Origin of the sequence: Hymenobacter plasmatis (genome assembly GCF_020711255.1) — a bacterium.
Taxonomy (GTDB): Bacteria; Bacteroidota; Bacteroidia; order Cytophagales; family Hymenobacteraceae; genus Hymenobacter.
Genome location: NZ_JAJFAW010000035.1, coordinates 1 through 13,599 on the forward strand (window position 1 = coordinate 1; position 13,599 = coordinate 13,599).

Below are 13,599 nucleotides of genomic sequence, written 5' to 3' on the forward strand. Positions count from 1 at the left end.
TTTCTGGCGCTCTTTGCGCGGCCTACGCTCGTTCATGGAATTCAGAACTAGTGTATAGCTCTGGCCGGACGAGACATTGATTAACAACTTCAATCCTACTTGGGAGGCGATTGATTTGGAAACATGGACGGGGTAAAGCCTAACGAAGCGGGCGAGATGCTTCGACAAACTCAGCATGACGGCCTGTGTGGATGTTCGGGAAGGTGTACCTTTGCAGCAGTGATGGGTCGCCCCACCGCGGCGCTTTCGGGCGACGAGGAAAGTCCGGGCAACGCAGAGCACCCTGCTTCCTAACGGGAAGGACTGGCGCGCATAATGCAAACCAGGACAGCCAGTGCCACAGAAAACTACCGCCTACGTACCGGCTTCGGCTGGTGCCGGCAAGGGTGAAAAGGTGCGGTAAGAGCGCACCAGCGGGCGGGTGACCGTCCCGGCTGGGTAAACCTCAGGGGTTGAAAGACCAAATAAGCTGGTACGCCGGCGCTCCTTCAGGAGCATCGGCACCGGGCGGCTCGTCCGGCGCCAGCGGGTAGGTTGATGGAGCCTTTCCGCAAGGACTGGCCTAGATAAATGGTGGGGACGCGCCCTCGGGCGCGGACAAAACCCGGCTTATAGACCCGTCACCAATCATCAAAAAGGCCGCCGCAACTTCTGTTGCGGCGGCCTTTTTGATGATTGTCTTAATTCATCTGTCATGCAGAGCGCAGCGAAGCATCTTCTCACGGCTCAACGATTTGTTCAGTCGGGATAAGATGCTTCGCTGCGCTCTGCATGACAGGAAGTGTGACAAGGCAAGGCATCCTACTTCTTATTCGCAACGCGCACGGCTTTCACCTCACTCGCTTTCACGGCGCTGGCTTTGTTGCCGAAGCTATTGCGAACGAAGGTGAGCACGTCCGCCATCTGCTGGTCGTTTAGGTAATCCTGCGACGGCATCACGTTGTTGTACGGTTCGCCGTTGATGTCCACGCCTTGCAGGCCGTTGAGCAGTACGCGAACCAGGCGGGTTTTGTCGCCCAGCACGTAGTCGGTTTTCGTGAGCGGCGGGTTCAGGCCGTCCACTCCCCCGCCGTCGGCCTGGTGGCAGGTGAGGCAGTATTGGGTGTATATGGATTTGCCCTGGAGCAGGGATGCGGCTGGCACACCTGCCGTAGCCGTTTTTTTAGCGGGGGTTTTGGCTTTGGAGGCCGGCTTTTTCTGGGCCAGGGCGGGGCCGCCGGCCAGGGCCAGCAGCGCCAGCCCAACGAGGGTCTTCTTCACAAACGCGCTTATTTCTTGTTGTACACAATGCGGTAAATCGTGCCCTTCTTGTCGTCGGAGACATAGAGCGAGCCGTCGGCACCCTGGGCTAAGCCGCAGGGCTTGTGGTCGGCGCGGCCGGTGGCCACTTTCTCAGACGAGCCGGCGAAATTATCCGCAAACACTTCCCAATCGCCGGAGGGCTTGCCGTCTTTGAACGGCTGGAACACCACGTAGTAGCCTTTCTGCGGCTCGGGGGCGCGGTTCCAGGACCCGTGGAAAGCGATGAAGGCGCCGTTGCGGTATTTCTCCGGAAACATTGTGCCGGTGTAGAACAGCAAGGCGTTGGGCGCGGTGTGGGCCGGGTAGGCCGCGGCGGGCTCGATGTAGTTGCCGGGCGATACTTTCTTGCCGTCGCCGCCGTACTCGGGCGCCATCATGCGCTTGTGCTGGGTGTTGTCGTAGTACATGTAGGGCCAGCCGGCGTTGTCGCCTTTTTTCAGCGCGTACAGGCACTCAGCCGGCAGCTCCGCCGATTGCTTGGTGTCGTAGAGCTCCGGAAAGATGTCGTGGAGCTGGTCACGGCCGTGCTGCATCACATAGAGCTGGTTGGTTTGGGAGTTCCAATCCAGCCCAACCACGTTCCGCAGGCCGGTCGCGTAGCGGGTGCCGGTACCGTAGGTCTGGTTGAGCTTATCGGCGCGGAACTGCCAGATTCCGCCCGCCGAATCCAGTATCGGGCAGTTGGGCATGCCCAGCGAGCCCTTCTGCCGGTCCTTCACCTGGCAGGAGTTGGAATACGCCCCAATGTTGACGTAAATGTTGCCCTCCTTGTCGAGGGTGATTGATTTGCTCTCGTGCTGGTGCCGGTTTATCAGGCCCGTGACGATTTTTTCGGGCTGCGTGGGGTTGGTCACCTCGCCTTTGCTGTTGAGCTTGTAGCGGAACACTTCCTCGTCGGAAGTAGCGTACAGATAGCCGGCGTTGGCATACACGCCCGTGCCGCCGTAGCTGCCAAAGCCGCCCGTGATGGTGGCTTTGCCGGTGGGGCCTTCGTGCAGTACCAGAATGCCTTTGCCCTCTTTGTTGGGCCGGTTCAGCTTCACGTAGATGTTGCCTTGGGGCGTCACGGCCAGGTGGCGGGCGCGCGCACCAGTTTCGGCCACCACCAGAGCACCGAAGCCGGCTGGCAGCTTTAGCCCCGCATTGTCCGCGTCAGCCGTGACTACGGCGACCTTGGTGGTCAGGGAGTACAAGGAAAGGCTCCCGACAATGGCCGTGGATAGCAGCAGGCCGCGGGATAGAGCGTTTTTCATGAGTTGAGCTGATTCAGTAAGATTGATTTTTGCGGTGGCGAGTGGCAATTGGGCTGATTGGGGAGCCAGTCAAACAGAAATTGAGCTGAATAAAGGCATTGCCCGCAGCTGGTACCTGCTGTCCTTCTTGGAAATGCTCCAACTCGATTAATCCAGTTGGGGTTTCCAGGTCAGCCGTAGCCTGCCCGGCGATGAGGCGAAGATAATGGCAGATGGCGACGGCGCCCGATTCTACGGTCCGCCTTTGTCGGGCTGCTTTTCGTTACTTTCGGCCCCGACTTACCTACCCATTGTCCATGCCCCGCATTCTCATCATCGACGACGAACGCGCGATTCGTCACACGCTCAAAGAAATCCTCGAGTTCGAAAATTACACCGTCGACCAGGCCGAAGACGGCCCCGCCGGCCTCGACATGCTCATCCAGCAGAAGTACGACGTGGTGCTCTGCGACATCAAAATGCCCAAGATGGACGGCCTCGAAGTCCTGACCCGCGCCCAGGCCATGGGCGCCGATGCTGCCTTCATCATGGTATCGGCTCACGGCAGCATCGACACGGCCGTGGAAGCCACCAAAAAAGGCGCCTACGACTTCCTATCAAAGCCGCCGGACCTCAACCGCCTGCTCGTGACGGTGCGCAACGCCCTCGACCGCACCAAGCTGGTGAGCGAAACCAAGACGCTGAAAAAGAAGCTCTCCGTCACCAAAGGCTCAGAAATGGTGGGTTCCTCGGCCGCACTGGCCGCCGTGCGCAAGGCCATTGCCAAGGTAGCCCCCACCGACGCGCGCGTGCTCATCACCGGTCCCAACGGTGCGGGCAAAGAGATGGTGGCGCGCCAGCTCCACGAGTTGAGCCAGCGGGCCAACGGCCCCATGGTGGAAGTAAACTGCGCCGCCATCCCGTCGGAATTGATTGAAAGCGAACTGTTCGGCCACGAAAAAGGCTCGTTTACTTCGGCCGTCAAGCAGCGCATCGGCAAGTTTGAGCAGGCCGACGGCGGCACGCTTTTCCTGGACGAAATCGGCGACATGAGTCTGTCGGCCCAGGCCAAGGTGCTGCGCGCGTTGCAAGAGAACAAAATCACCCGCGTGGGCGGTGAGAAAGAGATTCCGGTGAACGTGCGTGTACTAGCCGCCACCAACAAGGACCTGATGCAGGAAATCGCCGACAAGAACTTCCGCGAAGACTTGTACCACCGCCTCTCCGTCATCCTCATCCAAGTGCCCTCGCTCAACGAGCGCCGCGAAGACATCCCGGAGCTAGTGCAGAAATTCCTCAACGACATCGCCGCCGACTACGGCAACAAGCCCAAGAAAATCGACGAGGCTGCCCTCAAGTACCTGCAGGGCCTGGACTGGCGCGGCAACATCCGCGAGCTGCGCAACGTGGTAGAGCGCCTCGTGATTATGAGCGACGAGACGATTACTGAAGCCGACGCCAAAGCGTTTGCGGGGAAGTAAGGCCTCCGCGCTCGCCTGTCATTGCGAGCGCAGCGCGGCAATCCTTCCTGTTCTCAGCGACCAGCCTAATAATGTAACAAGCCCCGGCACTGCGCAGTGCTGGGGCTTTTTGCTTTAAAAAGAGCTTGTCACAACTCGGAGTTAGTCCCAAATAGAGGAAGGATTGCTTCGTCGTGCCTCCTCGCAATGACAACCTTATTCTAGCCCAATTTCAGCTCAATTTTTACACCATCTGATTGCACCCGCGCACATCGGAGTTATCCATTCGGCCCAGCACTTCAAAGGAACCATCGGGGTGCATGCGCGCCAGGTCTTTGGTTTCGATGAAGGCGCAGGAATCCACGTTGGCCAGATCGATGACGTTGATGGCGCCATCGGGGCGGAACTCGGCTACGGAGAACGGGTCGGAGGGGTCGCGCAGCAGCACGCGCATCACTTCGGGGCAATGGAAGCGGCCATCGCCCAGGGAGTAAGCCTGGCTGAGCAGTTCGGTCATGCCGTACTCGGAATGAATGCCGGCCGGGCCAAAGGCAGCCTGCAGCTCCTGATGCAGCTCTTCCCGAATCATTTCGCGGCGGCGCCCCTTCATGCCCCCGGTTTCGAGCACAGTCAGGCCCTGCAGCTCCGGCGTAGCTCCGGTTTCGGCCACGAAATTAAGCAGCGCATAGCTCACGCCGATGAGCATCACGCGGCGGCTGGACGCCAGCTTGGCCTCGGCCAGGGCTGCGCGTAATGCGGCGTGGTCGTGCAGAAAAAAAGCCTCCTGGGTCTGGCCCGAGCGCCGGGCAAAGTCGTCCACCATCGCCACCAGCGACGAATTTCCTTGCTCCAGATACGAGGGCAGCAGGGCCAGAAACGTCCAGCCTGTGAGCGGCCCGTAGCGCTGCTCAAAGATGCGGGCGGCGTTGTCCCGGTACAGGGCAGGGTCGCGCACGAGGTGGCGGCTGCGCTGCTGCAGGGTGGTGCCGCTGCTCAGAAACACTTCCTGGGTTTCCCAGGCCGCCGGGTCGGTGCGCACCTCGTGGGTTTTGAAAAACTCGATGGGCAGAAACGGGATATCCGCCATCCGGGAAACGGCCGCTGGATTACGGTCCGGCCGGGCACGACCCAGTTGAGCTAAATATTCGGCGTAGGGCGGGCAGTGGGTGGCCTGGTACCGAAACAAGTCCAGCGCCGCAGCCTCGAAAGTAGTCGCCGTGAGCAGCGGCAGGCGCTGCAGGAAGTCGGTACGGAAACTCATGGGCGAGCCACACGGTTAGCAACCAGATTCGAACCAACAAATCCAGCTATTCGTTGGAAACAATGTACTTTGGCGCTGTTTCGGCCGTTGTGCTCCTGTCTTTTCACTTCCTGTACTTATGAACCTGTTTCGTACCCTGAGCGGGGCTCTCCTGGTGGGCTTGACCGGTGCCGGCCTCAACAGCTGCATCAACGCCCCCGATTATCCCATTGTGCCGGAAATCGAATTTAAAGACCTCCAGGTGGGCAAGTACCGCCCGGGTGGTGGGCAGTTGGCCTTTGACACGCTCAAGTTTGCGCTCAATTTTAAAGACGGCGACGGCGACCTGGGCCTGTCCGACGACGACATCAAAAACGCTCCATTTAATGCGAAGACTGGCGGCCACAACAACCGCGGCTACAGCTTCAACTATTTCATTCAGCCTTTTGTAAAAAACGCCTCCGGCAATTTTGTGCAGTTCGTCAACGCCCCACCCTTTGGGTTTGTGGGCGAGTACGACGGCCGGTACCTGCGCCTCGACGGCGCCGATGCCAAGCCTGCTCCCCTGCGGGGCGTGCTCCGCTACAAGCTGCCCCTCGCCCTCGACGGCACCGCCTTCAGCCCCGGCCAGGTGTTTCGGTTCGAAATCAGCATCATGGACCGCGCCCTGCACGAGAGCAACAAAATCACCACATCGGAAGTGAAGTTGGGCCAGTAAAACCAGCCCAACTTCTTCTCCTGCTTAGTAAATCTCGGGAAACCGCTCGGGCTCGGCCTCGCTCATTAGCTCGTACACCGTGTCGAATACGTCTTCGGCGTTGGGCTTGCTGAAATAGTCGCCGTCGGAGCTGTAGGCCGGGCGGTGCGGCTGCGCGGCCAAGCAGCGCGGCTGCGCGTCCAGGAAGCGGTAGGCGCCCTGCTCGTCCAGCACCTGCTGCATCATAAAGGCAGTGCCCCCGCCGGGCACGTCCTCGTCGGCAAACAGTACGCGGTTGGTTCGCTGGATGCTGTCGACAATGGTGTGCTCCACATCGAAGGGCAGGAGGGTTTGCACGTCGATAACCTCGACGGAAATGCCCACTTCGGCCAGCTGCTTGGCGGCGTCCATCACGATGCGGCACATCGAGCCGTAGGTAACCACCGTGATGTCGGTGCCGGCTAGCAGCACCTCGGGCCGGCCCAGCGGCAGGGTAAATTCCCCCACATTGCTCGGAATCCGCTCCTTGAGGCGGTAGCCGTTCAGGCACTCAATCACCAGGGCAGGTTCGTCGCTGCGCAGCAGCGTGTTGTAGAAGCCGGCGGCCTGCACCATGTTGCGCGGTACGCACACGTGCATGCCCCGGATGCTGCCCAGAATCATGCCCATGGGCGAGCCCGAGTGCCAGATGCCCTCGAGCCGGTGCCCGCGGGTGCGCACAATAAGCGGGGCCTTCTGGCCGCCCTTGGTGCGGTACTGCAGGCAGGCCAGGTCGTCGCTCAGAATCTGGATGGCGTAGAGCAGGTAGTCCAGGTACTGGATTTCGGTGATGGGCCGCAGGCCGCGCAAGGCCGCCCCTATCCCCTGCCCCACAATGGTGCATTCCCGAATGCCGGTATCGGTCACGCGCAACTCGCCAAATTTCTCCTGCAGGCCCGCGAAGGCTTGGTTCACGTCGCCAATCTTGCCCACGTCCTCGCCGATGGCGAAGATGGTGGGGTCGCGCTGGAAGTTGGCATCGAAGCAGGCCTGTAGCACTTCGCGGGCATCCACCACCGGGGCGTTGGCCGCGAAGACCGCGGGCACCTCATCGATATTGCCGACGGCGTACTCGCTTTGGCTGAACAGGTTGGAATTGTAGCGGTCGGCGTTTTCGGCCAGCAGCTGCTCGAGGTGGCGCTGCACGCTGCGGCGGCCGAAGCTGCGCTTTTCGTGGCGCACGTGCCGCAGGATGCGGCGCATGGTCCGCACAATATCGGCCCGAATGGGCGTGGGGTTCACCTTGAGCTGCTCCACCATCTCGTGCAGCGTGTTTTCGGTGCCGGTGTCGGCCACCAGCCTATCAAGTAAGGCCACGGCTTCGTCGCGCTCGGCTTTGATGGGGTCGAAGAAGGCAGCCCAGGCAGCGGTGCGCGCAACTTTGATGGTAGCAGCGGCGGCTTTTTCAATGTCGTCGAGCTCGCCTTCGGTGGCGTGGCCTTCTGCCAGCAACCACTCGCGCAGCTTGTGCAGGCAGTCGTGGGCTTCTTCCCACTGCAGGCGCTCCTTGCTCTTGTAGCGCTCGTGCGAGCCGCTGGTGCTGTGGCCCTGGGGCTGCGTGAGCTCCGTAACGTGGATGAGCACGGGCACGTGCTGCTCGCGGCACACGGCGGCGGCGCGCTGGTAGGTATCCACCAGGCCGGCGTAGTCCCAGCCGCGCACCACGTAAATCTCAAAGCCCGGCTGGCCTTCGCCGTCGCGCTGCAGACCGGCCATTATTTCCGAAATGCTCTGCTTGGTGGTCTGGTACTCGGCTGGCACCGAGATGCCGTAATGGTCGTCCCACACGCTCACGAGCATGGGCACCTGCAGCACGCCGGCCGCATTCAGCGCCTCGAAAAACATGCCCTCCGAGGTGCTGGCGTTGCCGATGGTACCAAAGGCCACCTCGTTGCCGTTATTAGAAAGGTTGGTGAATTCGTGCAGCGCGGGGTTTTGGCGGAACAGCTTGGAGGCGTACGCCATGCCCAGCAGGCGCGGCATCTGCGACGCCGTGGGCGACACATCGGCCGAGGAATTCTTGGTCTTGGTGAGGTCAGTCAGGTTGCCGTCTTCGTCCAGCATGCGGGTGGCGAAGTGGCCGTTCATGGCGCGGCCGGCGGTGGCGGGCTCGGCTTCTACATCCGGGTTGGCGTAGAGCTGGGAAAAGTACTGCTCCCAGGTGAGCTGGCCAATGGCCACCATGAAGGTCTGGTCGCGGTAGTAGCCGGCGCGGAAGTCACCGTTCTGGAAGGCGCGGGCCATGGCCAGCTGGGGCACCTCCTTGCCATCGCCGAAAATGCCAAATTTGGCCTTGCCCATAAAAACCTCCTTGCGGCCGGCTAACGAAGCGTGGCGACTTTCCCAAGCCAGGCGGTAATCGGTCAGGAAATCGACCTTAGAAAGAGGTGCGGATAGCGCAGGCAAGGCGGTTTCGGCAGTGGGCATAGCGTAGGGAACGGAGGGGGTGGGATAAAGTAGGAAGGACGAACGGGCCGGAGCCGCGGGGCAAAAATACGGAATTGCGGCTGGGTGGGTGGTGCTGCAGGATTCGGCGTATATTTGGGTTTAAGGGTTTGGCGGGCCGGGCACTGGCTGCTGGCAAGGCCGCACCATTCCCAGTTTTGATTGTTAAACGTAAGGCGGCAGCGCGAAGCTGCGTTAGTGCTTAGTTGGCAGCTCAATTTTTATCATTATGAAACAACTACTTACCGTCTGCCTCCTGGCACTTGCCATCACCACCCGGGCCCAGGCCGTGATGAAGTTCGAAACCGATACCCACGACTTCGGCAAAGTAGCGGAGGGCACGATGGCAACCTACGAATTCAAGTTCAAGAACACCGGCAACCAGCCCGTGGTTATTGCCAACGTGCAGGCCAGCTGCGGCTGCACCACCCCGGACTGGACCAAAACCCCCGTGCTGCCCGGCAAAACGGGCATCATCAAGGCCATGTACAGCAGTGCGGGCCGGCCGGGCGTGTTCAACAAAACCGTGACCGTGACCAGCAATGCCGCCGAGCCCAGCAAGGTGCTCAGCATCAAAGGCTCGGTGCTCACCAAAGACGAAATCAAGCCCACCCTCACGCCAGCCCAGCTGGCGCAGTCGCCGCACCTGGTGCTCGACAAAAGCACCCACGACTTTGGCAAGATGGAAGCCGGCCAGCAGCCCGTTGCGCGCTTCACGGTGAAGAATACCGGCAAGTCGCCGCTGGTGCTGGGCGCGCTCACCTCTAGCTGCTACTGCGTGGGCTACAAAGCTACTCCCGCCCCCATTGCCCCCGGCCAGAGCGCGGTGGTTGAGCTGCTCTACAGCCAGCGCCAGCTCGGCCAGGTCAACGACGCCGTTACCATTACGTCCAACGACGTGAGCGGCGACGCCAAGGTGACACTGAAAGCCACCATCGTGCGCGACCTTAGCGGCAACAGCATGGTGAAGGAAAGCGGCACCGCCGTCCCGTTTAAGTAAAGCTGCGGGTTCTGGTGCACCTGTTTTTTGGGAGGCCCTGCCGTTTTGGCGGGGCCTTCGTTTTTGGAATGATGTTGGTACACGATTCTTCAACTAACCACTCAACCTCATGAACGACACCGCAACCAGCGCCCCTCCCGCCACCGGTACCCCCTACGTGGTACCCGCCCAAACGCGCATCGGCCACATCCACCTGCAGGTAACCGACCTGGAAAAAGCCCTGGCGTTTTACCAAGGCATTCTGGGTTTTCAGGTCATGCAGCGCTTCGGCGACCAGGTGGCCTTTATCTCGGCGGGCGGCTACCACCACCACATTGGGCTGAATACCTGGCACAGCAAAGGCGGGCCGCCGGCGCGCAAGGAAGGCGCCGGGCTCTACCACACGGCCATACTGTACCCCACGCGGGCCGACCTGGCGGAAGCAGTGCGCCGGCTGGCTGCGGCCAACTACCCCATTACCGGCGCGGCCGACCACGGCGTGTCGGAAGCTGTGTACCTCGACGACCCCGACGGCAACGGCGTGGAGCTGTACTGGGACCGGCCCCACGAACAGTGGCCCCTGACGCCCGATGGCGGCGTGCAGATGTATACCCACCGCCTGGATATGGCCGGGCTCCTGGCCGAGAAGTAGCGCCAGCCACAGTCATTTTACCGCACCGCTCGTATGCACCAACGCCCGGCTTACTGTGGCGGTCGCTTATCTTTGCGCTCAGAATTCTTACCTCCTGATTTCACTCCACTCCCACCACTCTTCTCATGATAATCGGCGTTCCTAAGGAAATTAAAAACAATGAAAACCGCGTGGGCCTCACGCCTGCCGGCGTTGCCGAATTGCGCAAGCACGGCCACACGCTGCTCGTGCAAAGCACCGCCGGCGAAGGCAGCGGCTTCTCGGACGACGAGTACAAAACGGCCGGCGCCACGCTGCTCTCTACCATCGCCGATGTGTACGAGCAGGCGGACATGATTATCAAAGTAAAAGAGCCGATTGCTGAAGAGTATCCCCTCATCAAGGAAAACCAGCTGCTGTTCACCTACTTCCACTTCGCCAGCGGCGAGGAGCTCACCCACGCCATGATTGAGCGCAAGGCCATCTGCCTCGCTTATGAGACGGTGGAGCTGACCAACCGCGCCCTGCCCCTGCTCATTCCGATGAGCGAAGTAGCCGGCCGCATGGCCCCGCAGGAAGGCGCTAAGTACCTCGAGAAGCCCCTGAAAGGCCGCGGCATTCTGCTGGGTGGCGTACCCGGCGTGAAGCCTGCCAACGTGCTGGTGCTCGGTGGTGGCGTAGTAGGTACGCAAGCTGCCAAAGTAGCTGCCGGCCTCGGTGCCCAGGTTACCATCATGGACATCAGCCTGAACCGCCTGCGCGAGCTCGACGACTTCATGCCCAAGAACGTGGTGACGCAGTACTCCAACGAGTACAACATTCGCGAAGCCATCAAGACGTCGGACCTGATTGTGGGCGCGGTGCTGATTCCCGGCGCTAAGGCTCCCCACCTCATCACCCGCGACATGCTGAAGACCATGCGTCCCGGCACCGTGGTTGTGGACGTGGCCGTGGACCAGGGCGGTTGTATCGAGACCTGCCACCCCACCACCCACGAAAACCCGACCTTTATCATCGACGACGTAGTGCACTATTGCGTGGCCAACATGCCCGGCGCGGTGCCCTACACCAGCACCCTGGCCCTGACCAACGCCACCCTGCCCTACGCCGTGAAACTGGCCAACCTGGGCTGGCAGGAAGCCTGCCGCCGCGACGAGGCCCTGCGCCTCGGCCTGAACGTGGTACACGGCGAAGTGGTGTACAAAGGCGTAGCCGAAGCCTGGGGCCTGCCCCTGGTGAACGTAGAAAGCGTACTGGAAGCCGCTACGGTTTAAAGTAAACGTTCCTTACTAAAAGTTGAAAAGCCTTCCCGACTTGAGCCGGGAAGGCTTTTTGCTTAAAATGAAGCACTATCCGCCTCTTGTTGGGGTTGCATCAGCTGGACTTTCGGCACTGGTTGGAGCATCTTCGCCGCTGTTTCGGTGTTCTTCGCTCTCGTCAGCTACGCTTTAGCTCAGATTAGCTCAGCAGGGCAACTGCTGTCGTTGAGCCGCTATTCCATACTTATTTATTGATGTTTCTATCGCCTGCCATCCGTTTGCTGTTGCGCCGCTTCGCTTTGCTGCTGGGGGTGTACACGTTGCTCCGGCTGGGATTTTATCTGTTCAACCTCGGCACGTTCCGAGGCATTGAGGCCAACGCGTTGCTGCTGGCCTTTGTGCACGGGCTGCGGTTCGACGTTTCGGCGCTGCTGTGGCTCAACCTGCCGCTGGTGCTGCTTTCGCTGCTGGTGCCGGTGTCGTCGCGGTACGGGCAGCAGTGGCTGCGCGGGCTCTTTGTGGGCCTGAATGCCTTTGGGTTCCTGCTCAACGTCATCGACTGGCAGTACTTTAAGTTTATCGGCCGGCGGCTCAGCAACGAGTGGCACACCATCGGGGGCGACATTCAGCGCCAGGCCGGCCAGATAGTGGGCCACTATTGGTACCTGCTGCTGCCGCTGGGCGCGCTGATATACCTGCTGTGGCGCCTGTGCCCCATGCCCGACCCGGCAGCCGCAACGCCCCCGCCGAATACCCGGCGGCAGTGGGTGCTGCGTGGCCTGGAAGCGGCGGTAGTAGTTGGGCTGGTGGTGCTGGGCCTGCGCGGCGGCTGGCAACTCAAGCCCCTGCGCACCGGCTCGGCATTTGAGCAGCAGCCCGCCGTACTGGGCCACCTGGCCCTGAACAGCACGTTTACTGTGCTCAAATCAGTGGATGAAGTGCCGATGGAGCGCATCGGCTTCTTCCCAACTGCTGCGGCCCTGCGCCCCGCCCTGGGAGCTGCCGCTTTGCCATTGCGGCCCGCCACACCCGCCATGCCCGACAACGTGGTGGTGCTGCTGCTGGAAAGCTTCGGCTCCGAATACACTGGCGTAGAAAACGGCGGCAAGGGCGGCTACACTCCGTTTTTCGATTCTCTGGCCACCGCACCGGGCGCGCTGCTCATGCGCGAGAACTATGCCAACGGTCGCCGCTCCATCGAAGCGCTGCCGGCAGTGCTCTCCGGCCTGCCCTCGATAATGGACGAGCCATTTATCACCTCCAGCTTCCAGACGGCCGAGCTGCACGGGCTGGGCGAAATATTGGGCCGGCACGGCTACGCCACGGCCATGTACCACGGCGCCGCCAACGGCACCATGGGCTTCGATATGTTTGCCGGCATTGCCGGGATGCAGCACTACTACGGCCTGAACGAATACCCCGTCGGCATCGGCAGTCCCGACTACGACGGGCACTGGGGCATTTTCGATGAGCCGTACCTGCAGTATTTCAACCGCCAGCTGGCGGCCACTAAACAGCCGTTTTTCGCCACCCTGTTTACGCTCAGCGCGCACGACCCCTTCAAGCTACCGGAGGCGTATAAGGACAAGTTTCCGGCTGGCACGCTGCCCATTCACCCCACCATTGCCTACACGGATTTGGCGTTGCGGCGCTTTTTCCGGGCGGCCAGCCAGCAGCCCTGGTTCGGGCACACGCTCTTCATCCTCACCGCCGACCATACCTCGCAATCAGACCAGGAGGGCTACGAAAACCCATTGGGCAATTTCAAAACGCCCCTGCTATTTTTCCACCCGGGCCAAACGCTGCCAGCCACCAACACCCACCGCATCACCCAGCAGGCCGACGTGCCGGCTTCGGTGCTCGATGTGCTGGGGCTGCGGCAGGATCAGCAATTGCTGCTGCCATTCGGTTCCTCAGTCTTCGACGCGGCCAGTCCCGGCCGGGCCATTTTCCGCGACGGCGACTCCTACTTCCTCGTGCACTCGGATTTTGTAACGGAGCTCACCAACTCCAATACCGTGCGGCTGTACCCCTACCAGACCCACTTCATTCCCACCAAGCCCGTGGCTAATCCCGACCCGGCGCTTGTGAAAAAATACGGCGATGAGCTACGCGCCTGCGTGCAGTTTTACGTCAACGGCCTGCTCGACAACCGGCTGTATAAATGATTGAGCTAATGTACGCTTACTCCTTTCGCAAGGAAACTGAGTAAGTAACATACAAGCAAGCTGCCCTGATTTTCATACAAGCGCGAGCTGAATAATCAGTTGTATTATTAATAAAATATATTATATTTATAAGAATAAAGTGTGGGT

10 protein-coding genes and 1 other RNA gene are annotated in these 13,599 nt (G+C 60.7%); 7 read left to right on the forward strand and 4 right to left on the reverse strand.

Going from position 1 to position 13,599, the window contains the following annotated elements:
- Nucleotides 1-219 precede the first annotated feature (219 nt).
- Nucleotides 220-628: RNase P RNA component class A (gene rnpB, locus LJ738_RS19590), an RNA gene on the forward strand.
- A 173-nt stretch (nt 629-801) separates the two neighbouring features.
- Here the strand turns inward: rnpB and LJ738_RS19595 are convergent.
- Nucleotides 802-1,260 carry a c-type cytochrome gene (locus tag LJ738_RS19595; RefSeq protein WP_227788046.1) on the reverse strand — a complete coding sequence of 153 codons (459 nt, stop codon included), beginning with the start codon at nt 1,258-1,260 and terminating at the stop codon, nt 802-804.
- 8 nt (nt 1,261-1,268) lie between these two features.
- Nucleotides 1,269-2,555: a PQQ-dependent sugar dehydrogenase gene (locus LJ738_RS19600; protein WP_227788047.1), complete on the reverse strand. Its 1,287-nt coding sequence runs from the start codon at nt 2,553-2,555 to the stop codon at nt 1,269-1,271.
- Nucleotides 2,556-2,851: 296 nt separating this feature from the next.
- Between LJ738_RS19600 and LJ738_RS19605 the strand changes: the two genes are divergently transcribed.
- On the forward strand, nt 2,852-4,015 hold the full coding sequence (locus LJ738_RS19605) for a sigma-54-dependent transcriptional regulator (protein ID WP_227788048.1): 1,164 nt from the start codon (nt 2,852-2,854) through the stop codon (nt 4,013-4,015).
- Between the two features lie 223 nt (nt 4,016-4,238).
- Here LJ738_RS19605 and LJ738_RS19610 read toward each other — a convergent pair whose 3' ends face one another.
- Nucleotides 4,239-5,255, reverse strand: a complete 1,017-nt coding sequence (locus LJ738_RS19610) for an acyl transferase (RefSeq protein WP_227788049.1) — start codon at nt 5,253-5,255, stop codon at nt 4,239-4,241.
- A gap of 118 nt (nt 5,256-5,373) precedes the next feature.
- Between LJ738_RS19610 and LJ738_RS19615 the strand changes: the two genes are divergently transcribed.
- On the forward strand, nt 5,374-5,952 hold the full coding sequence (locus LJ738_RS19615; RefSeq protein ID WP_227788050.1) for a hypothetical protein: 579 nt from the start codon (nt 5,374-5,376) through the stop codon (nt 5,950-5,952).
- Between the two features lie 24 nt (nt 5,953-5,976).
- Here the strand turns inward: LJ738_RS19615 and LJ738_RS19620 are convergent, their stop codons facing one another.
- Entirely contained in the window at nt 5,977-8,397 is a 2,421-nt protein-coding gene (locus LJ738_RS19620) for an alpha-ketoacid dehydrogenase subunit alpha/beta (protein ID WP_227788051.1), read from the reverse strand.
- Between the two features lie 247 nt (nt 8,398-8,644).
- Between LJ738_RS19620 and LJ738_RS19625 the strand changes: the two genes are divergently transcribed.
- The 4 genes from LJ738_RS19625 to LJ738_RS19640 all read left to right on the forward strand — a co-directional run bounded on the left by LJ738_RS19625 (nt 8,645) and on the right by LJ738_RS19640 (nt 13,452).
- Nucleotides 8,645-9,415 carry a DUF1573 domain-containing protein gene (locus LJ738_RS19625; RefSeq protein ID WP_227788052.1) on the forward strand — a complete coding sequence of 257 codons (771 nt, stop codon included), beginning with the start codon at nt 8,645-8,647 and terminating at the stop codon, nt 9,413-9,415.
- A gap of 109 nt (nt 9,416-9,524) precedes the next feature.
- Nucleotides 9,525-10,046, forward strand: coding sequence for a VOC family protein (locus LJ738_RS19630; protein WP_227788053.1), 522 nt, complete (start codon nt 9,525-9,527; stop codon nt 10,044-10,046).
- 125 nt (nt 10,047-10,171) lie between these two features.
- Nucleotides 10,172-11,299, forward strand: a complete 1,128-nt coding sequence (gene ald, locus LJ738_RS19635; protein WP_227788054.1) for an alanine dehydrogenase — start codon at nt 10,172-10,174, stop codon at nt 11,297-11,299.
- A 239-nt stretch (nt 11,300-11,538) separates the two neighbouring features.
- Entirely contained in the window at nt 11,539-13,452 is a 1,914-nt protein-coding gene (locus LJ738_RS19640; RefSeq protein WP_227788055.1) for an LTA synthase family protein, read from the forward strand.
- Nucleotides 13,453-13,599 lie beyond the last annotated feature (147 nt).